The 17,333-nt window shown below is 66.8% G+C and carries 20 protein-coding genes; 15 read left to right on the top strand and 5 right to left on the bottom strand.

Features of this window, described 5'->3' with window-relative positions; all coding sequences use genetic code 11:
- Positions 1-5: 5 nt before the first annotated feature.
- Positions 6-905: an alpha/beta fold hydrolase gene (locus tag ACWIGM_RS21760; RefSeq protein WP_454028058.1), complete on the bottom strand. Its 900-nt coding sequence runs from the start codon at positions 903-905 to the stop codon at positions 6-8.
- 45 nt (positions 906-950) lie between these two features.
- Here ACWIGM_RS21760 and ACWIGM_RS21755 point away from each other — a divergent pair, with 45 nt between their 5' ends.
- The 4 genes from ACWIGM_RS21755 to ACWIGM_RS21740 all read left to right on the top strand — a co-directional run bounded on the left by ACWIGM_RS21755 (position 951) and on the right by ACWIGM_RS21740 (position 3,855).
- Entirely contained in the window at positions 951-1,448 is a 498-nt protein-coding gene (locus ACWIGM_RS21755) for a MarR family winged helix-turn-helix transcriptional regulator (protein ID WP_454028057.1), read from the top strand.
- A gap of 78 nt (positions 1,449-1,526) precedes the next feature.
- On the top strand, positions 1,527-2,516 hold the full coding sequence (locus ACWIGM_RS21750; RefSeq protein ID WP_454028056.1) for an SPFH domain-containing protein: 990 nt from the start codon (positions 1,527-1,529) through the stop codon (positions 2,514-2,516).
- 2 nt (positions 2,517-2,518) lie between these two features.
- Positions 2,519-2,959 (top strand): NfeD family protein, encoded by a 441-nt coding sequence (locus tag ACWIGM_RS21745; protein WP_454028055.1) that lies wholly within the window; start codon positions 2,519-2,521, stop codon positions 2,957-2,959.
- Between the two features lie 368 nt (positions 2,960-3,327).
- Positions 3,328-3,855 (top strand): L,D-transpeptidase, encoded by a 528-nt coding sequence (locus ACWIGM_RS21740; protein ID WP_454028054.1) that lies wholly within the window; start codon positions 3,328-3,330, stop codon positions 3,853-3,855.
- A 35-nt stretch (positions 3,856-3,890) separates the two neighbouring features.
- On the opposite strand, the gene ACWIGM_RS21735 is transcribed toward ACWIGM_RS21740, so the two are convergent.
- Positions 3,891-4,838 (bottom strand): 2-hydroxyacid dehydrogenase, encoded by a 948-nt coding sequence (locus tag ACWIGM_RS21735; protein WP_454028053.1) that lies wholly within the window; start codon positions 4,836-4,838, stop codon positions 3,891-3,893.
- Positions 4,839-5,063: 225 nt separating this feature from the next.
- On the opposite strand from ACWIGM_RS21735, the gene ACWIGM_RS21730 reads away from it, so the two are divergent.
- The 3 genes from ACWIGM_RS21730 (at position 5,064) to ACWIGM_RS21720 (ending at position 5,847) form a co-directional block, all read left to right on the top strand.
- Complete coding sequence (locus ACWIGM_RS21730) at positions 5,064-5,381, top strand: DUF2853 family protein (protein ID WP_454028052.1); 318 nt, start codon at positions 5,064-5,066, stop codon at positions 5,379-5,381.
- 123 nt (positions 5,382-5,504) lie between these two features.
- Positions 5,505-5,636 carry a hypothetical protein gene (locus ACWIGM_RS21725; RefSeq protein WP_454028051.1) on the top strand — a complete coding sequence of 44 codons (132 nt, stop codon included), beginning with the start codon at positions 5,505-5,507 and terminating at the stop codon, positions 5,634-5,636.
- 7 nt (positions 5,637-5,643) lie between these two features.
- Positions 5,644-5,847, top strand: a complete 204-nt coding sequence (locus ACWIGM_RS21720) for a hypothetical protein (protein ID WP_454028050.1) — start codon at positions 5,644-5,646, stop codon at positions 5,845-5,847.
- 6 nt (positions 5,848-5,853) lie between these two features.
- Here the strand turns inward: ACWIGM_RS21720 and ACWIGM_RS21715 are convergent, their stop codons facing one another.
- Positions 5,854-7,155 carry a class I SAM-dependent methyltransferase gene (locus tag ACWIGM_RS21715; RefSeq protein WP_454028049.1) on the bottom strand — a complete coding sequence of 434 codons (1,302 nt, stop codon included), beginning with the start codon at positions 7,153-7,155 and terminating at the stop codon, positions 5,854-5,856.
- A gap of 249 nt (positions 7,156-7,404) precedes the next feature.
- Here ACWIGM_RS21715 and ACWIGM_RS21710 point away from each other — a divergent pair, with 249 nt between their 5' ends.
- Complete coding sequence (locus ACWIGM_RS21710) at positions 7,405-8,919, top strand: methyl-accepting chemotaxis protein (protein WP_454028048.1); 1,515 nt, start codon at positions 7,405-7,407, stop codon at positions 8,917-8,919.
- 50 nt (positions 8,920-8,969) lie between these two features.
- On the opposite strand, the gene ACWIGM_RS21705 is transcribed toward ACWIGM_RS21710, so the two are convergent.
- On the bottom strand, positions 8,970-9,191 hold the full coding sequence (locus ACWIGM_RS21705; protein ID WP_454028047.1) for a DUF1674 domain-containing protein: 222 nt from the start codon (positions 9,189-9,191) through the stop codon (positions 8,970-8,972).
- A gap of 109 nt (positions 9,192-9,300) precedes the next feature.
- On the opposite strand from ACWIGM_RS21705, the gene htpX reads away from it, so the two are divergent.
- The 6 genes from htpX to ACWIGM_RS21675 all read left to right on the top strand — a co-directional run bounded on the left by htpX (position 9,301) and on the right by ACWIGM_RS21675 (position 15,838).
- Positions 9,301-10,221 carry a zinc metalloprotease HtpX gene (gene htpX, locus ACWIGM_RS21700; protein ID WP_454028046.1) on the top strand — a complete coding sequence of 307 codons (921 nt, stop codon included), beginning with the start codon at positions 9,301-9,303 and terminating at the stop codon, positions 10,219-10,221.
- A gap of 1 nt (position 10,222) precedes the next feature.
- Entirely contained in the window at positions 10,223-11,554 is a 1,332-nt protein-coding gene (locus tag ACWIGM_RS21695) for an RsmB/NOP family class I SAM-dependent RNA methyltransferase (protein WP_454028045.1), read from the top strand.
- A 57-nt stretch (positions 11,555-11,611) separates the two neighbouring features.
- Positions 11,612-13,354 carry a heparinase II/III family protein gene (locus ACWIGM_RS21690; protein ID WP_454028044.1) on the top strand — a complete coding sequence of 581 codons (1,743 nt, stop codon included), beginning with the start codon at positions 11,612-11,614 and terminating at the stop codon, positions 13,352-13,354.
- Positions 13,355-13,469: 115 nt separating this feature from the next.
- A complete protein-coding gene (gene purH, locus ACWIGM_RS21685; protein ID WP_454028043.1) occupies positions 13,470-15,062 on the top strand; it encodes a bifunctional phosphoribosylaminoimidazolecarboxamide formyltransferase/IMP cyclohydrolase in 1,593 nt (530 codons plus the stop codon).
- Positions 15,063-15,080: 18 nt separating this feature from the next.
- The gene (locus tag ACWIGM_RS21680; RefSeq protein ID WP_454028042.1) at positions 15,081-15,359 is read left to right on the top strand and encodes a hypothetical protein; all 279 of its coding nucleotides are present in this window, start codon (positions 15,081-15,083) and stop codon (positions 15,357-15,359) included.
- Positions 15,356-15,838 carry a YbaK/EbsC family protein gene (locus ACWIGM_RS21675; RefSeq protein ID WP_454028041.1) on the top strand — a complete coding sequence of 161 codons (483 nt, stop codon included), beginning with the start codon at positions 15,356-15,358 and terminating at the stop codon, positions 15,836-15,838. The genes ACWIGM_RS21680 and ACWIGM_RS21675 overlap by 4 nt, the downstream gene beginning before the upstream one ends.
- Before the next feature lie 3 nt (positions 15,839-15,841).
- On the opposite strand, the gene ACWIGM_RS21670 is transcribed toward ACWIGM_RS21675, so the two are convergent.
- The gene (locus ACWIGM_RS21670) at positions 15,842-16,648 is read right to left on the bottom strand and encodes a DUF72 domain-containing protein (RefSeq protein WP_454028040.1); all 807 of its coding nucleotides are present in this window, start codon (positions 16,646-16,648) and stop codon (positions 15,842-15,844) included.
- 152 nt (positions 16,649-16,800) lie between these two features.
- On the opposite strand from ACWIGM_RS21670, the gene ACWIGM_RS21665 reads away from it, so the two are divergent.
- Entirely contained in the window at positions 16,801-17,193 is a 393-nt protein-coding gene (locus tag ACWIGM_RS21665) for a helix-turn-helix domain-containing protein (protein WP_454028039.1), read from the top strand.
- Positions 17,194-17,333: the final 140 nt, after the last annotated feature.

Here is a 17,333-nt window from a genome sequence, read left to right as displayed (position 1 = left end):
GCAAGCTACCCCACCACGAACCGCGTCACGCTCTCCACCACCTGCTTTGCCTGCAGGACACGCCGGTGCCCGAGCCCGCTCGTCTCCTGCAACGTGACGAACGGCCCTGCCGACGCCAGCGCTTCGGCGTGGTGGAAATCGAGCTCCCGATCCTGGCGATCATGGATCACCAGGGTCGGCAGGCCGATCGCCTCCAGCTGCTCGCGGCCCTCGAAGGCCTCGACCGGATTGCCGGCGACGCTGTGGATGCGGCGCTCCAGCGCCGCCTGGCCACGGCGGCCGAGGCCGATCGTCGCGCCGAAATTGCGGGTGATCGTCGTGACCGAGGATGGTGCGGCGACCAGAGCGAGGCGGCCCGCCCGGACCCGCGGCTGGCCTGGCACGCTGCGGGCGAGGCCCGCGAGCGCGATCGCGCCGCCGAAGGAATGCGCCACGATCGCATGCACGGGTGCAAAGACGCGCGCCACGGCGGCGAGCGCGGCGACGCCGAGCGGAATGTTGAGCTCGGCGCCCGTCGAGGTGCCGTGTGCGGGCATGTCGAAGGCGACGACGCGAAAGCCCTGCGCCAGCAATGGCTGGACGAAAGCGGTCATGAACGCCGCCTCGCTGTTCCAGCCATGCAAGAGGATCACCGTCGGCGCCGGAGCATCGCCATCTTGCAAGCGAGGCACCGGTTCGAACAGATAGGTGCTGACCGTCCCGCACGGGTAGGATACCGCCTGTTTGATGGCGGGTGCGAGCCGGGAGCGGGCGGCGATGATCGCCTTGCCGGTCCGGGTCTGTGGACCCGGCTGGCGCGGCGGCGTGCAGAAGAGTTTGAAGGCGGCGCGTCCGGCGGTACGCGGGGCGATGAAGCTGCCGATACGGACGAGAGGGCGAATGACGCTGAGGGCTGCGCTGGGCATGATCAAGAACCCTGTTCGTTCAGTCTTGAACTATTATGTTCAGCCATGAACAAAATGCAAGAGCCGATTTCCGCACCGCAAGCTGAGCCGGAAGGCACCGGTGGATCACGGCTGCCCTGGGAGCTGCCGCGCTTCAAGAACTGGCTCGCGGTCGCGCGCATGCACCAGCTCTGGAAGAAGGTCTTCTCCGAGGCGCTGGCGCCGCTCGGGATTCAGCTCGCGCACTACGACGTGCTAGCCAACGTCTTCCGCACACCCGGGCTGACCCAACAGGCGCTGGCCGAGAAACTGCTCGTCGGCCGCAGCGCCATGAGCATGCTGCTGCCCGAGCTCGAGCGCCGCGGTCTGATCGAGCGCCGCAGTGACGAGGCCGACCGGCGCGTGCGCCGGCTCTGGCTGACGCAGGAGGGCGAGGTACTGACCCGCAAGGCGCTCGCGATCCACACCGCCAAGATCGAGGCGATGATGGGCGTCCTCAGCGACGAGGAATGCAACACCGTCGGCGAGATGATGTGGCGCGTGGTCAAATATCTGGAACGCTGATGGCGCGAGCCTGCATCAGAGCGTCGCAAACATCGATATGGTGAGCGGCGACTGCGCCGAGGCTGGAGAAGGGACGAGATGGGCTCGCAAGGATTGGACATCGCCACGGTCGCGCTGATCATGCTGGTCATCGCGGTCGTCATCGCGATCGCACTCGGCGTGCGCACCGTGCCGCAAGGCTACAATTTCACCGTCGAGCGCTTCGGCCGCTATTCGCGCACGCTCGGCGCCGGCCTCGGCCTGATCATCCCGCTCTTCGATCGCATCGGCCACAAGGTCAATGTGATGGAACAGGTGCTCGATATTCCCTCGCAGGAGGCGATCACCAAGGACAATGCCGGGGTGCGCATCGACGCCGCCGCCTTCTATCAGGTGCTCGATGCCGCCAAGGCCTGCTACGAGGTCTCCCATCTCGACCAGGCTCTGATGGTCCTGACCATGACCAATATCCGCACGGTGGTCGGCTCGATGGACCTCGACCAGTTGCTCTCGCATCGCGACGAGATCAATGAGCGCCTGCTACGGGTGATGGACGCTGCCGCCTCGCCCTGGGGCGTCAAGGTCACGCGCATCGAGATCAGGGACATCCTGCCGCCGGCCGATATCGCCGGCGCGATGAATCGGCAGATGAAGGCCGAGCGCGAGAAGCGCGCCGCCGTGCTCGAAGCCGAAGGCCAGCGCCAGGCCGAGATCCTCAAGGCGGAAGGCCAGAAGCAGTCGCAGATCCTCGCCGCCGAGGGCCGCAAGGAAGCGGCGCTGCGCGATGCCGAGGCGCGCGAGCGCCTGGCCCAGGCCGAGGCGAATGCAACCGCCATGGTCAGCGAGGCGATCAGCCGCGGCGACATCCAGGCCGCCAACTTCCTGATCGCCGAACGTTACACCGATGCGCTGAAGGCGATGGCGAGCGCTCCCAACAGCAAGGTGGTGATCGTGCCGGTCGAGGCCGCCGCCCTTGCCGGCACCGTCGGCGGTATCGCTCAATTGACCAAGGCCGTGTTCGGCGAGGATGCAGCGCCCGCAAGCCGACGCGGCAGCTCCGTCCCGTCGGCGGGCCGCACGGAGGGTTGAGCATGCTCGACTGGTTCTCCGGCGGCTGGGCCTGGATCGTGCTCGGGCTCATCCTGGTCGGTGGCGAGATGCTGGCGCCCGGCGTCTTCCTGCTCTGGTTCGGCCTCGCCGCTTTGCTGACCGGCATCGTCGTTGGCCTCATCGGCCTCGCCTGGCAGGGCGCCCTGCTCGTCTTCGCCGCCCTCGCCATCGTCTGCGTGCTCGCCGGCCGCGCCATCACGCGACGGCGCAGCGACGAGCCCGACATCGCCGCGGGTCTGAACGATCGCGGCCGCCAGCTGATCGGCAAGGTCTTCAAGCTGGAGGCAACCATGGCCGGCGGTGAAGGCCGCATTCGCGTTGGCGATTCCTCCTGGCGCGTCACCGGTCCCGAACTGCTCGCCGGCACCGAAATCCGCGTCGTGCGGGTCGAGGGCGCGACGCTGGTGGTCGAGAAGGCCTGATTCCGCCTCCCACGCATTTTCAGCGAACGCCACGGGAGAGCTTAACGGGCCGTTCACGCCGGTCATTGTCGCTCGTGGACCGCAGCGGCCGGTTCCGTCATGACGGGACCGGCGCCGCCAGACCTCGCTCGCAGCGCCGGAGGTATCCGTCATGAGCACCCCGCACGGTCCGATCGACCTCGCTCTCGCCGCCCTGCTGTCCTTGCTGCTGGCAATGCTCGCGCTCGGTGGCGCTATCGCCTGAGGCACTCCTCGATTAAGCGGGGATTCATTCTGAATCGCGGGTTCACCATGCTGCTGAACCCGCGATTCACCGGCTGCCAGACCAAATCGGCCTCCGAAGCGTTCAGATGCGCAAGGAGAAGGCCATGGCAGGCCGGCACGGACCGATCGATTTCATCATCGCGGCAGCACTTTCGCTGCTGATGCTACTGGCAATGCGCCCGGCCCAGGCGCGCGAGGTCGTCGACTTCCCCGACTACCGCTACCAGCCTGGCACCATCCTGATCCGGACCACCGAGCGCAAGCTCTACTACATCGCGGCACCGGGCCAGGCGCTGCGCTACACCATCGCCGTCGGCAAGGCCGGCAAGCAGTGGCGCGGCGTCAAATATGTCGAGGAGCTCGTGGTCGAGCCGGCCTGGAGCCCACCGGCCGAGGTCAAGCGCGACAATCCGCGGCTGCCGGACGTGATCCCGGGCGGCGCTCCCAACAACCCGATGGGCGCACGCGTCATCGGCCTTGGCCCCGGCGGCCAATACGCCATCCACGGCACCAATAATCCGCGCTCGGTCGGCACCGCCGCCTCCTATGGCTGCTTCCGCATGCACAACAGCGACGTGATCGATCTCTACGCCCGCGTCCGCATGGGCACGCCGGTCGTCGTGATGCCCTGACGGCTGGCGCGACGGCGACCGCCCTCGCGCGTCGCCTAGATCGCAACCGGGGACAATAGCGGCTGGCCGGCGAAGAACGCTTCGAGATTGGCGAGCAACAGCTCCTGCTGAGCGATTTGCGCCGACTCGGCGTTCGCTGCGATATGGGGCGTCAGAACCACGTTCTCCAGCGCCTTGAGCCGATCCGGAACGACCGGCTCGTGCTCGTAGACGTCGAGCGCCGCGCCCGCGATCGTGCCGTTCTCCAGGGCCTCGATCAGCGCTGCCTCATCGACCGCAATCCCACGCGATATGTTGACGAGATGGCCCTGCGGGCCGAGTGCGCGCAGGATCTGCGCATCGATCGCATGCCGCGTCTCGCTGCTCGCGCGGACGGAGACCATCAGGATGTCCGCCCAGTTGGCGAGGCCGAGCAGGCTGTCGTGATACTGATACGGCAGCTCCGGTCGTGGCGAGCGGTTGTGATAGCCGATCGTCATGTCGAAGGCGGATGCGCGCGTCGCGATCCGCTGGCCGATCGCACCCAGCCCGAAAATGCCGAGCTTGCGTCCGGCCAGGCCCGGCACATGCGCCATGCGCTCGATCGCATTGCCTTGCCAGCGGCCGGCCCGCAGGAAACGTTCGGCGGCGCCGATCTGCCGGGCGCTCGCCAGCATCAATCCCATCGCAAATTCGGCGACGCTCGTCGCATTGGCGTCGGCGGCATTGCTGACCAGGATACCACGCGCCCGGGCAGCGGCCCGCTCGATCCCTTCATTGCCGGTGCCGTAGCAGGCGATGAGACCAAGATTTGGCAGGGCCTCGATCAGGGCAGCGTCCGTTTTCCAGGTGCCGATCGTCAGGAGCACGCGCGCCGCTGCCGCTCCCGCCGGCAGCGCATCAGGCGCGGAATGGGACATCGGCCCCAACACCTCGTACCGCTCTTCCAGACGCGCCAGCAGGCGCGCCGGCATGCGTGGCGCCATCAGGATCGTCGGCTTCATGGCTGAAAGATCTCCGGGATGAATGCTGCATCGCAGCACTTGCCCGCGCCGGCTTCAACAACTCCAGGCGCCGGCCTGCCATATCGCAGATGCAACCCGGAAACGCCGGGATTTTTCGCCTCCGCGCCTCTCGCCTGCGACAAAAAAGCCGGATATCGTTTTCCGTGGCGGTTAACGCTGACTTCAGCGCGCCGTCGAACCGATATGTCTTCAGAGGGGTACCCGATGGATCATCTCGCCGACGTCAAGAAGTTCGCCAAGAAGCCCGTGAACGAGGCCGCCTTCGCTGGCATGAGCAAGGCCTATGCGTTGGTCATGAGCAAACCCGACACCCGCTATGTCGCCTGCTCGGACCCCGCCGAACTCGAACGCGTCCGCGAGAACTTCCTGAAGAAGAAGCTCGGCTTGAAGAGCGCCGACCTCGACGCCGCCGTCAAGGCGACCTGCGATCACATGAAGGCCGACAAGACCAAGTCGCGCCTGACCTTCTACTATCTGCTGGCCGAACATTACGGCAAGCTCGACGCCTTCGTGAAGAAATAGGTTTGAAAGCCTGGCTTGACCTGATGGCGCCCCTTCGGGCGCCATTCGCATTTTCAGGGCCTATCGCGAAAACTGCACAGAGCGCCGCAAGACCGAACACGAACGATCCGCTTGGGGGTTTCGATGTTCACGCTGTCCCACTCCGTCCTCTCCGGCCACGCCCAGACGCTCTTCACCGTCGCCGAAGCCACCTTCGCCTCGATGATCGTCTTCGGTACGGGCCTCGCCTTCGGCGCCACGATCGGCTTCTTTTGAGGCGGCCATGCCGACCGTGGCCACCTCAACCGCCCGTCCGCATTTCAAGATCGGGCGTGATCGCGAGGGCCACTGGATCGCGGTCGAAACGCATGGCCGCGGCGGCGGCTATTTCCGCAGCCGCGACGATGCCTTGCATTACGCCCGCGCCGAGGCTGGCGCCGGCGCCGTGACGGTCAGCACTCGCCCGCTCGCTTTGCGCCTCTCCTGACAGCGCTCAGCGATAGAGATCGACCCGCGTCAGCGGCAGGCCGGATGGCCCCTTGCGCCGCTTCGAGACCAGCGTCTGGTTGATCAGCGCCCCGCCGCGTTCGAAGGCGAGCGAGCAGCCGGCGAGATAGATGAGCCACATCCGCGTCCGCTCCGGTCCGACTTCCGCTTCCGCCGCAGCCTTGTTCGCGCTCAGCCGCTCGAACCACAGCCGCGTCGTGCGCTGGTAGTGCTCGCGCCAGCCCTCGACGTCGTGAACCTCGAAGCCGTAGCGCTCGAGATTGGCGATCGACATGCCCAAATGATCGAGCTCCCCGCCCGGGAAGATGTAGCGCACCAGGGCCCGGTACTCGGCCGGCATCTTGTTGAAGGCCTTCTCGGTCTTCTTGGCGCGCCGCGAGATCGAATGGTGCAGGTAAAGCCCCCGCGGCTTGAGCAGCCGGTTCACCGCCTGAAAATAGGTCGGGTGGTTGCGGATGCCGACGTGCTCGAACATGCCGATCGAGGAGATCTTGTCGAACTGCCCCTCCATCTGGGTGAAGTCCTTGAGATGGAGCGTGACCTTGTCCTGAAGCCCGAGCGCCTCGACCTTCTCCCGCGCCAGCTTGAGCTGCTCCTCCGCCAGCGTCACGCCATGCGCCTCGACGCCGTAATGCTGGGCGGCATAGCAGACCAGCGCGCCCCAGCCGCAGCCGATGTCGAGCAGCTTGTCGCCCGGCTTCAGGCGTAGCTTGCGGCAGATCATCTCGAGCTTGTCGGACTGCGCCCGTTCCAGGTCGTGATGATCTTCGGTGAAGTAGGCGCAGGTGTAGACCATGCGCTCGTCGAGGAAGAGCCGATAGAACGCATTCGAGACATCGTAGTGATGGGCGATATTGGCCTTGTTGGTCGCAGGCTTGCCGTCGCGTGCGATCTCGTCGCCCTTGATGTGCTGCACCGCCTGCGGCGCCTGCCCCGGCGCGAAGATGAAGCGCCTGACCACATCGAACACCGCCGCCTTCGAAATGCCGCGCGCCAGCCGGCCGACCTTGCCGTCGGGGCGCGCCGCAGCGAGATCGAAGATCGTGCCGTTTTCGATCGAAATTCGGTCCGAGACATGCAGGTGCAGCAGCGTATCGAGCTTCGGCTTGCGCAGCAGCGCCGCGACGACGCCGGCATCGCGGATCGCGATCATCAGCCCGTCCGCAGGCCAGTCGGCCGGCACACGCGAGCCGTCCCAGAGCGAAAAGCCGAGCTTGAGTCCGAGTTTTTGATGGGCTTCCGCCAGGAGCCGCCGCAGCGCCTCGATCCTCTTGCCGTTGCCGCTCATGCCTTGCCTGTTCCGACCATCATGCGCCGCCCTCTTAGCGCGGTTTCCGTTCGATCGGAATTCGCGGCGTCCGGGCGCAACTGGGGCATGCACATCGCATCCGCAATCTGTGGCGGCCCGCCCAAACGGAATGACACGCAAAAAGTGTATAGAGCCGGATAAGCAACTTTTGTCTGTTTCTTAACCATACTCTGGTCTCATTCCAAAGTGGCCGACGGGTGCCACGCAGCGTGGTTGGGGGATCACATCATGTCGTCAGGAGATCAGCTCGACAGGCGGCTGGACTTCATGCAGCTCGACGGCGAAGCGCGCGGGCGCATCGCCGCACTGGAGAAGACGATCCTGCAGGCGCTGCCTGGCGCCCTCGATGCCTTCTACACACAGGTCTCCGCCTTCCCCGAGACCAAGGCGTTCTTCGGCAGCGCCGCCCATATGGAGGGCGCCAAGAACCGCCAGATCTCGCACTGGAACCGGATCGCCAAGGGCCAGTTCGACCAGGATTATGTCCGCGCCGTCACCACCGTCGGCCAGATCCATGCCCGCATCGGGCTGGAGCCGCGCTGGTACATCGGCGGCTACGCCCTTCTGCTCGAGAACCTGCTCGCCAAGGTGCTGGAAGAGCGTTGGCCTAAGAGTCGCTTCGGCGGCAAGCTCGACGGCGCGGCCGAGCGCAGCGCCGAGATCGGCGCCATCGTCAAGGCTGCCCTGCTCGACATGGACTACGCCATCTCGGTCTATCTCGAAGCGTCGGAAGCAGCGCGCCTGAAGACCGAGGCCGAGGCCCGCGGCGTCGAGGAGGCCAAGGCGAAGGAGCGCGACAAGGCGATCGGCTATGTCAGCAACGGCATGGCGGCGCTGGCGCGCGGCGACCTGACCTATCGCATGGCCGACGACATGCCGGCCGAATACGCCAGCATCCGCGACCATTTCAACGACGCCATGGCCAAGCTCGGCGAGATGGTCGCGACCATCAAGACCAGCTCCTCCGCCATCGCCGCCTCATCGCAGGAGATCAACAGCGGCGCCAACGACCTGTCGTCACGCACCGAGCAGCAGGCCTCGGCCCTGCAGCAGACCGCTGCGACCACCGAGGAGCTCACCGCCTCGGTCAAGAGCTCGGCGCAATCCTCGCGCCAGTCTGTGACGCTGGCGGACAACGCCTCGGCCGTGGCCCGAACCGGCGGCGAGATCGTCAAGGATGCGATCGAGGCGATGGCGCGCATCGAAGGCGCTTCCAAGAAGATCTCCGAGATCACCAGCGTGATCGACGGCATTGCCTTCCAGACCAATCTTCTGGCCTTGAACGCGGCCGTTGAGGCGGCGCGCGCCGGCGATGCCGGGCGCGGCTTCGCTGTCGTCGCGGCCGAGGTCAGGGCATTGGCCCAGCGCTCGGCCGAGGCCGCCAAGGACATCACCTCGCTGATCGGCTCGTCCGACACCGAGGTCGTCGAGGGCGTGCGCCTGGTCCGGCAGGCCGGCGAGACCCTGGAGAAGATCGTCGAGGCCTCGATGCAAGTCTCCGCGACCGTCAACGAGATCGCCGCCGCTGCCGGCGAGCAGGCCAACGGCATCGACGAGATGGCGCGCACCGTCAGCCATATGGACGAGATGACCCAGAGCAACGCCGCTTTGGCCGAGGAGAGCGCCGCGTCCGCCCGCGCTTTGCTCGATCAGATCGAACGCCTCAACCGCTTCGTCAGCACCTTCCGCACCACGGAGAGTCAGGAAGCGGTGGTGCCGGCGCGGCGAGCACGGGCGGCCTGACCAACGGATCATCACGCGACGCGGCGTCTCTGGCGCCGCGTCCTGCCAGCTCAGAAATCGCTGGCGATGCCCTTCACTTCCCAATCGTCATAGCGCACCGGCTCGAGACCGCCGCGCCCGTCGACTTCCTTCTGCTGCTTGAGCTCGGCCGCCTTGGCGTCGATCGCCGCGCGGCGCGCCTGCGCCTCCGCCAGCGCGCGCTGGGCCGCCGGCGACAGCGCCTTCGCGGGGGCCGGCGTTTCGGCTTCGTCCGTCTTCGTCTGCGCGCTCATGATCGGCCATTCTCTTGCAGGATCGGCATCATCCTCACCACATAGGGACGAAACCGCGTTCCGGCGAGAGTTTCCGCGCCGGAGCACCGATGCAGCAAGGGGTCCACGCATGAACTATGCCCGTACCGGCATGCTGATGGCAGCGCTGACCGCGCTGTTCGGCGCGGTCGGCTTCCTGCTCGCCGGCACCGGCGGCATGCTGATCGCGCTCGGCATCGCGGTCGCGACCAACCTGTTCAGCTACTGGAATTCCGACCGGCTGGCGCTCTCTGCCTACAATGCGCAGGAGGTCGATGAACGCAGCGCCCCCGAACTCTACCGGATGGTCCGCGACCTCGCCCAGCGCGCCAGCATGCCGATGCCGCGCGTCTACCTCATCCAGGAAGACCAACCGAACGCCTTCGCCACCGGCCGCAACCCGCAGAACGCCGCAGTCGCAGCCACAACCGGCATCATCCGCACCCTGAGCTATGACGAACTCGCCGGCGTGATGGCGCACGAACTCGCCCACATCAAGAATCACGACACGCTGACCATGACGATCAGCGCCACCATGGCCGGCGCGATCTCGACCCTCGCCTCCTTCGGCATGTTCTTCGGCTCGCGCGACAATCGCCCCAACGTCATCGTCCAGATCGCGCTCATGATCCTCGCCCCGCTGGCGGCGACCATCATCCAGATGGCGATCTCGCGCTCACGCGAATATGAGGCCGACCGGATTGGCGGTGAAATCTGCGGCAATCCGGTGGCCCTTGCCGACGCGCTCGCCAAGATCGCCGGCGGCGTGTCCCACATCCCGAACGAGACGGCGGAGGCGAAGCCTGCTACGGCGCACATGTTCATCATCAATCCGCTCTCAGGCCGTGGCATGGATTCACTGTTCTCGACCCACCCCGACACCGGCAACCGCATCGCCGCGCTGATGGAGCAGGCGCGCGCCATGGGCGTCGGCGCGAGCCGTGGCGGGTTCGTGAGTGGCGCAGCCCAAAATCCCTTCGCCGGCGGGCGTGAGCCCGGGCCTTGGGGCTGAAATGACAAAGGTTCAGAGCCAGTCCTTTAGCGACGATGTTCCCGGTCTCGCTGCGCGCCGTCTTGCCGCGACGCTGATCGACGAGGTATTGCGCGCCGGCACCGCACTCGACGAAACCTTCGAACGGATGGCGCAGGCGGCGGGTCTGGAGCCGGCCGATGCCGGGCTGGCGCGCGCGATCGCAACGGTCGCCTTCCGTCGGCTCGGCACGATCCGCCAGGTGATCGACGCCCGGCTGGAGCGCGGCAGCCCGCGCAAGTCCGGCCCGTTCGAGCCGATCATGGTCGCCGCTGCGGCGCAGCTGCTCTTTCTCGACGTGCCCGATCACGCCGCGGTCGATCTCGCCATTCGTCAATTGCACGAGGACGCCCGCTCCTCCCGCTACACCTCGCTCGCCAACGCCGTGCTGCGGCGGCTGGCGCGTGAGCGCGAGGCGATCCTCGCCGAGCTCGATCCGCTGGTCGATACGCCTGACTGGCTGCGCGAGAGCTGGACGCAGACCTATGGCCCCGATGTCACCACCGCGATCGCCGCGGCCCATGCCGAGGAACCGCCGCTCGACCTGACCGTCAAATCCGATCCGGCCGGCTGGGCCGGCAAGCTCGACGGCATCGTCCTGCCGACCGGCTCGGTACGCCTGCGCGGGCGCGAGGCGGTCACCGGCCTGCCAGGCTTCAGCGAGGGGGAATGGTGGGTGCAGGATGCCGCCGCCGCGCTTCCCGCCCAACTCCTGAACGTCAGGCCCGGCGAGCGTGTCGCCGATCTCTGCGCCGCACCGGGCGGCAAGACCGTGCAGCTCGCGCAAATGGGCGCTGAGGTCGTCGCGGTCGACCGTTCCGGCCCGCGCCTGCGCCGGCTCAAGGCCAATCTCGAGCGGCTCGGCCTGCAAGCCGAGGTCGTCACAGCCGATGCCGCAACCTTCGAGACCGAGCCTTTCGACGCCGTCCTGCTCGATGCGCCCTGCAGCGCCACCGGCACGATCCGGCGCCACCCCGATGTCGCCTGGACCAAGCGGCCCGAGGATATCGCCAAGCTCATCGCCTTGCAGGCGCGCCTGCTCGACCAAGCGGCGCGACTCACCCGGCCAGGCGGCCGCCTCATCTATTGCACCTGCTCGCTGGAACGGGAGGAGGGCGAGGCACAGGTCGAGGCTTTCCTGGCACGCACGCCGGGCTTTGCACGCGATCCGATCAAATCTGCGGAGATCGGCGGCCAGGCTGAAGCCCTGACACCACAAGGCGAATTGCGCACGCTGCCGCACCAGCTCGCCGGTGAGACGCCACGCCTCTCAGGATGGGCAGGATTTTATGCTTGTCGCCTGATAAGATTATGACTTGATCGGGATTCGCCTCTGTGAGGAGGCGGCGGGACGGCGAGGCAGCGGGATTCATTGAACGGCTGGTCGGAGCGAGGAGGCCTGGCGCGGGCAGCCATCGGCAGGGCGGCGCGGCGCACGCGCGGTCAGGTCGCTGGTGCCAAGCGCGCGCTCTGGCCCTTCGGCCGTCTGCGCGCCAGCCGCCTGCTCTTCGCCCCGCATGATCTGCGCACCGCCGATCCGACCACGGCGAGCGACATCTACGCCGGCTATTTCGCCCTCTCCGGCCGCACCGTGAACTGCCATGGCGAATCGCCCTTCCTGGTCGCGCCGCCGAGCGAAGCCTGGGCCGAGGCGCTGCACGGCTTCGTCTGGCTGCGTCATTTGCGGGCTGCCGACACGGCGATCGCCCGTGCCAATGCCCGCGCCCTCGTCGACGAATTCATCGCCCGCCGCCATGACCGCGACGAGATCGCCCGCCGCCCGGCGGTCATCGCGCGGCGGCTGATGTCGTTCCTGTCGCATTCGCCGCTCCTGCTCGAAGGCGCCGACCACGCCTTCTACGAGCGCTTCATCCGCCATGTCGCCCAGACGGCCGAGCGGCTGCAGCTTGCGCTCGCCGGTGCCGTCGAAGGCGCGGCGCGGCTGCAATGCCTGATCGCGATCTGCTTCGCCGCCATCTGTCTCGACGGCCAGGAGCGGCGGCTGCGCCGCTACGAGGTGGCTCTCTCCGACGAGCTGGAGCAGCAGATCCTGCCCGATGGCGGCCATCTCAGCCGCAATCCCCGCATCCTCATCGACCTCCTGCTTGACCTCCTGCCGCTGCGCGAAACCTTCACTGCACGCGGCCTCGAAACCCCGCGCAGCATCATCATGGCAATCGACCGGATGATGCCGCATCTCAAGCTGTTCCGGCATGGCGACGGCGCACTCGCTTTGTTCAACGGCATGAATGCGACACCGCCCGATCTGATGGCGACGCTCGCCGCCTATGACGATGTCCGCGCCCGGCCGATCGAGCACGCCGCCTATTCCGGTTATGACCGGCTCAGTGCCGGCACCAGTATCGTCGTTGTCGAGGCCGGCCCGCCACCGCGCGGCGCCAACTCGACCGAGGCCCATGCCGGCTGCCTCTCCTTCGAATTGTCGACCGGCTCGCAGCGTATCGTGGTGAACTGCGGCGCCAGCCGTTTCGGCACGCCCGAGCTCAGGCTCGCCGCCCGCGCCACCGCTGCCCATTCGACCGTGACGCTCGACGACCGCTCGAGCGCCGTCTTCGGACTGGTGCTCGGCGAGCGGCGGATCACTGCGGGGCCGGTCGATGTCCGGGTCGCGCGTCAGGATGGCGAGGACGGCCACGAATGGGTCGGCAGCCATGACGGCTACCGGCGTGCCTTCGGCACCGTGCATACCCGCCGCCTGCTGCTGTCCCGCAATGGCAGCGAGCTCGTCGGCGAGGATGCGCTGAGCCCGCCGGCCGCGTTGGCGAGCCTGCCGGCAGCCGCGCGCTTCCATCTGCACCCCAACGTCAAGCCGAGCCTGATCCGCGACGGCGAGGGTGCGTTGCTGGCGCTGCCTTCAGGGGAGATCTGGGCCTTCGAGGCGTCCGGCCTGCGCGTCACGCTCGAAGAGAGCATCTTCTTCGCCGCCGCCGACGGCCGCCACAAGACGGCGCAGCTCGTCGTCGAGTTCGACGCCGTGGCGACGCCGCAGGTCGTCTGGCGTTTCGCTCGCCTCGGCACGCCCGCGCAACGCAGCACCAGGAAGGACGCTGCCCAACCGGATCGCGCCGAGACAGAGCCAGACCTGCCGCTCTGAGCTATCCGCAGGGCAAGACTGCAGCGTCTTGTGCTTTGCAGCAAAGCCCGGGCGTGATAGGGCGCGCGCGAGTATTCCGCGGCTCGCCGCTATCAACCCGGACCTGATCCTTCCCATGCCGAACGAACTCCGCCGCGTCGAACGCGCGCTGCTTTCCGTTTCCGACAAGACCGGGCTGATCGACTTCGCCCGCGCCCTCGCTCGCATGGGCATCGCTTTGGTCTCGACCGGCGGCACCGCCAAGGCGATCGCCGAGGCCGGCCTTGCCGTCACCGACGTCTCCGATCTGACCGGCTTTCCCGAGATGATGGATGGCCGCGTCAAGACGCTGCATCCCAAGGTCCATGGCGGCCTGCTCGCCGTCCGCTCGCATCCCGAGCACCAGGCCTCGATGCTCGGCCACGGCATCGCGCCGATCGACCTGCTCGTCGTGAACCTCTACCCGTTCGAGGCGACGGTCGCCGCCGGCAAGCCCTATGACGACTGCATCGAGAACATCGATATCGGCGGCCCGGCGATGATCCGCGCCGCCGCCAAGAACCACAACGACGTCTCGGTCGTGGTCGAGGCCGCCGACTACGCCGCCGTGCTGGCCGACCTCGAGACGCACAAGGGCGCGACCACGCTGACGCTCCGCCGCAAGCTGGCGCAGAAGGCCTATTCGCGCACTGCGGCTTATGACGCGGCGATCTCGAACTGGTTCGCGAACGAGCTCGGTGACACCTCGCCGGCCTTCCGCGCGCTCGGCGGCAGCCTCGCCGAGACCATGCGCTACGGCGAGAACCCGCATCAATGGGCCGCCTTCTACCGCACGCCAGAGCAGCGCCCGGGCGTCGCCACGGCCCGCCAGGTCCAGGGCAAGCAGCTCTCCTACAACAACATCAACGACACCGACGCCGCCTTCGAATGCGTCGCCGAGTTCGACCCCAGCCGCACTGCCGCCTGCGTCATCGTCAAGCACGCCAATCCCTGCGGCGTTGCCGAGGGCGCTTCGCTGCTCGAAGCCTATGAGCGGGCCCTCGCCTGCGATCCTGTCTCGGCCTTCGGCGGCATCGTCGCGCTGAACCGCAAGCTCGACGCGGAAGCCGCGAAGAAGATCGTCGAGATCTTCACCGAGGTGATCATCGCCCCCGACGCCGACGAGGAGGCGATCGCCCTCGTCGCCGCCAAGAAGAATTTGCGCCTGCTGTTGACCGGCGGCCTGCCGGATGTCCGCAAGCCGGGCCTGTCGCTGCGCACCGTCGCCGGTGGTTTCCTGGCGCAGGCGCGCGACAATGCCGTCGTCGACGACATGGAGCTCAAGGTCGTGACCAAGCGCCAGCCGAGTGAGGCCGAGCTCGCCGACCTGCGCTTCGCCTTCCGCGTCGCCAAGCACGTCAAGTCGAATGCGATCGTCTACGCCAAGGGCCTCGCCACGGTCGGCGTCGGCGCCGGCCAGATGAGCCGTGTCGATTCCTCGCGCATCGCCGCCTGGAAAGCAGGTGAAGCCGCCAAGGCGGCTGGCGCATCCGAAAGCCTGGCCAAGGGCGCGGTCGTCGCCTCTGACGCCTTCTTCCCCTTTGCCGACGGCCTGCTCGCCGCGGCCGAGGCCGGCGCCACCGCGGTGATCCAGCCCGGCGGCTCGATGCGCGACGACGAGGTGATCAAGGCGGCCGACGAGGCCGGTCTCGCCATGGTCTTCACCGGCCATCGCCATTTCCGGCATTGAGGCGAAGGAGAAGCCGGCATGCACACCGTCAAGGTCATCGCCGCCGGCTTCGCTTTGCTCGGCGTCCTGCTCCTGATCGCGCCGCGGCTGAACACAGGCGGACGCCATCCGATCGTCTTCGCGATGAAGCTGTTCATTCCGCTCTGGTTCGCCGCCTCGGTGGTCAATCTGATCGTCGGCATCACGCGGGCTGGCTACAGCTTCCTGCAGGAAGCCCCGATCCTGCTCGTCGTCTTCGGCGTACCGGCGCTGGTGGCGTCCCTGATCTGGTGGCGCTTCGGAAGGAATGTGTCGTGAGCCTTGAATCCGTCCGCGCCTTCTTCGCGCAGCACGCTCCCGATATCGCGATCCTCGAGACCGACGGCAGCAGCGCCACGGTGACGCTGGCGGCGGAGGCTTTCGGCGTCGAGCCGGCGCGGATCGCCAAGACCTTGTCCTTACGCCTCGGCGATCGCGTCGTTCTGCTGGTGACGCGCGGCGATGCCCGCCTCGATAACAAGAAAACCAAGGCCGCCTTCGGCGCGAAGCCGCGCATGCTCGATCTCGACGAGGTCGTCGCCCTCACCGGCCATCCGGTCGGCGGCGTTTGCCCGTTCGGATTGCCGACGCCGCTGCCGGTCTATTGCGACGTCTCGCTCAAAGTGTTCGACGAGGTCGTGCCGGCGGCAGGCTCGACGCAAACGGCCGTGCGCATCAGCCCGGAGCGGATGGCCGCGCTGACGGGCGCGCAATGGGTCGATGTCTGCCAGGAACCAGCGGCGCTGGCTGCTCAGTAAGTCTCAGCCGCCGACCCGCTCGATCAGCGCCATCGCCGCGGCGGGATTTCGGACTTTGTCGCCGCTGATGACATAGAGGAAGACGTCGCGTGGTGTCTTCTCCGCCGCCGGCGCGACCAACTCCAGATCCTCTGGCGCGCCGCCCTTGGCCCACTCCTTGGCGCGACCGGCCCAGGCATCGAGCTGCTTGGAAGGGTAGCCCTGCGGCTCCGTCTCCTTCGTACCCATGATCCGCGCATAGACGAAAGGCGCCGTCAGGTCGGCGATCTGCGGGAAGTCTGAATCGCCGGATGTGATCGCTGCGGCGCCGTACTCGCGCAGAAGTGCGACGAAATCAGGCGAGCGGAAGCTCGGATGGCGGACCTCGACGGCATGGCGCAGCGTGACGCCGTCGACCTCCTTCGGCAGCAGCTTCAGGAAGGCCTCGAAATCAGCAGGGTCAAAGGCCTTGGTCGCCATGAACTGCCAGTTGATCGGGCCGAGCTTCTCCCTGAGCTCACTGAGGCCGGAGGTCACGAACTTCTCGACCGAAGGGCCGGCCTCGGCCAGGACGCGGCGATTGGTGCAGAAGCGCGAGCCCTTCAAGGCGAAGACGAAGCCATCAGGCGTCTCGGCCCGCCATTTGGCGAAGCTCTCCGGCTTCTGCGTGCCGTAATAGGTGCCGTTGATCTCGATCGAGGTCAGCTTGCTCGACGCATATTCAAGCTCGCGCTTCTGCGAGAGCTTGTCCGGGTAGAAGGTGCCGCGCCAAGGCTCGAACACCCAGCCGCCAATGCCGATATGGATCTGTCCGGCAGTTTTGGTGGCCATGTTCAACTCCTAAAGGCGCGCGACGACATTTCAACCAGTAAGTCGCGCAGCTGTCGACATGTGGCAGGATGACGGGCGCAAGCTCGAAGCACAGCTATTGACTGCAATTGATTCCATCATGCACGCTGCAGCTGTGGCGCTGGGAGCCCCTAATGGATCGCAGCTGGATTGAGCAGGTCAACCGCATTGTCGGCCGGCGGATGCGACGTTGCCGACTTGTGCTAGGGCTGGGCCGAGGCGAAGTGGCGCTCGCTCTCGGGCTGAGCGAGAAGCAATATATTCTCTATGAGAATGGCTCGAAACGGCAGAGTTCGGAAACGCTGAGGAGGTTCGCCAGCATCCTAGGCTTGCGGCAAGGGACACTCACGACCCGCATGGCACGACCGATAGAAGCAGCAGGCTTCAAGGATGCGGAGCAAGAGCGGTACAAGATCGCGCCGGCAGCGGCATTACGTGCCCGCATCGTGCAAGCCGCCGATGACATTGACGATCCGGAAAAACTGACCTTCGTCGCGCAATTGGCAGAGCTTTTTGGCAAACGCTGACAGTGAGCTCCGAACGAACGAAAGCCCCGGCCGCGTTCAGCGTTCCGGGGCTTTGTTGTATTTTGCGGTAATTTGGTTGCGGGGGCCAGATTTGAACTGACGACCTTCAGGTTATGAGCCTGACGAGCTACCGGGCTGCT

The sequence above is a fragment of the Allobosea sp. NPDC055332 genome (assembly GCF_053645455.1).
The sequence above is the reverse complement of the archived record's forward strand: the minus strand, read 5'-3'. Positions and strand labels throughout refer to the sequence as shown.

Excerpts from the sequence above, each read along its gene's own strand:
- ACWIGM_RS21705 (WP_454028047.1), bottom strand. The coding sequence starts at position 9,191 with ATGAGCGCGCAGACGAAGACGGACGAAGCCGAAACGCCGGCCCCCGCG.
- ACWIGM_RS21725 (WP_454028051.1), top strand. The coding sequence starts at position 5,505 with ATGTTCACGCTGTCCCACTCCGTCCTCTCCGGCCACGCCCAGACGCTC.
- ACWIGM_RS21665 (WP_454028039.1), top strand. The coding sequence starts at position 16,801 with ATGGATCGCAGCTGGATTGAGCAGGTCAACCGCATTGTCGGCCGGCGG.
- ACWIGM_RS21735 (WP_454028053.1), bottom strand. The coding sequence starts at position 4,838 with ATGAAGCCGACGATCCTGATGGCGCCACGCATGCCGGCGCGCCTGCTG.
- ACWIGM_RS21760 (WP_454028058.1), bottom strand. The coding sequence starts at position 905 with ATGCCCAGCGCAGCCCTCAGCGTCATTCGCCCTCTCGTCCGTATCGGC.
- ACWIGM_RS21745 (WP_454028055.1), top strand. The coding sequence starts at position 2,519 with ATGCTCGACTGGTTCTCCGGCGGCTGGGCCTGGATCGTGCTCGGGCTC.
- htpX (WP_454028046.1), top strand. The coding sequence starts at position 9,301 with ATGAACTATGCCCGTACCGGCATGCTGATGGCAGCGCTGACCGCGCTG.
- ACWIGM_RS21740 (WP_454028054.1), top strand. The coding sequence starts at position 3,328 with ATGGCAGGCCGGCACGGACCGATCGATTTCATCATCGCGGCAGCACTT.
- ACWIGM_RS21730 (WP_454028052.1), top strand. The coding sequence starts at position 5,064 with ATGGATCATCTCGCCGACGTCAAGAAGTTCGCCAAGAAGCCCGTGAAC.
- ACWIGM_RS21710 (WP_454028048.1), top strand. The coding sequence starts at position 7,405 with ATGTCGTCAGGAGATCAGCTCGACAGGCGGCTGGACTTCATGCAGCTC.
- ACWIGM_RS21695 (WP_454028045.1), top strand. The coding sequence starts at position 10,223 with ATGACAAAGGTTCAGAGCCAGTCCTTTAGCGACGATGTTCCCGGTCTC.
- ACWIGM_RS21715 (WP_454028049.1), bottom strand. The coding sequence starts at position 7,155 with ATGAGCGGCAACGGCAAGAGGATCGAGGCGCTGCGGCGGCTCCTGGCG.
- purH (WP_454028043.1), top strand. The coding sequence starts at position 13,470 with ATGCCGAACGAACTCCGCCGCGTCGAACGCGCGCTGCTTTCCGTTTCC.
- ACWIGM_RS21680 (WP_454028042.1), top strand. The coding sequence starts at position 15,081 with ATGCACACCGTCAAGGTCATCGCCGCCGGCTTCGCTTTGCTCGGCGTC.
- ACWIGM_RS21720 (WP_454028050.1), top strand. The coding sequence starts at position 5,644 with ATGCCGACCGTGGCCACCTCAACCGCCCGTCCGCATTTCAAGATCGGG.
- ACWIGM_RS21750 (WP_454028056.1), top strand. The coding sequence starts at position 1,527 with ATGGGCTCGCAAGGATTGGACATCGCCACGGTCGCGCTGATCATGCTG.
- ACWIGM_RS21670 (WP_454028040.1), bottom strand. The coding sequence starts at position 16,648 with ATGGCCACCAAAACTGCCGGACAGATCCATATCGGCATTGGCGGCTGG.
- ACWIGM_RS21755 (WP_454028057.1), top strand. The coding sequence starts at position 951 with ATGAACAAAATGCAAGAGCCGATTTCCGCACCGCAAGCTGAGCCGGAA.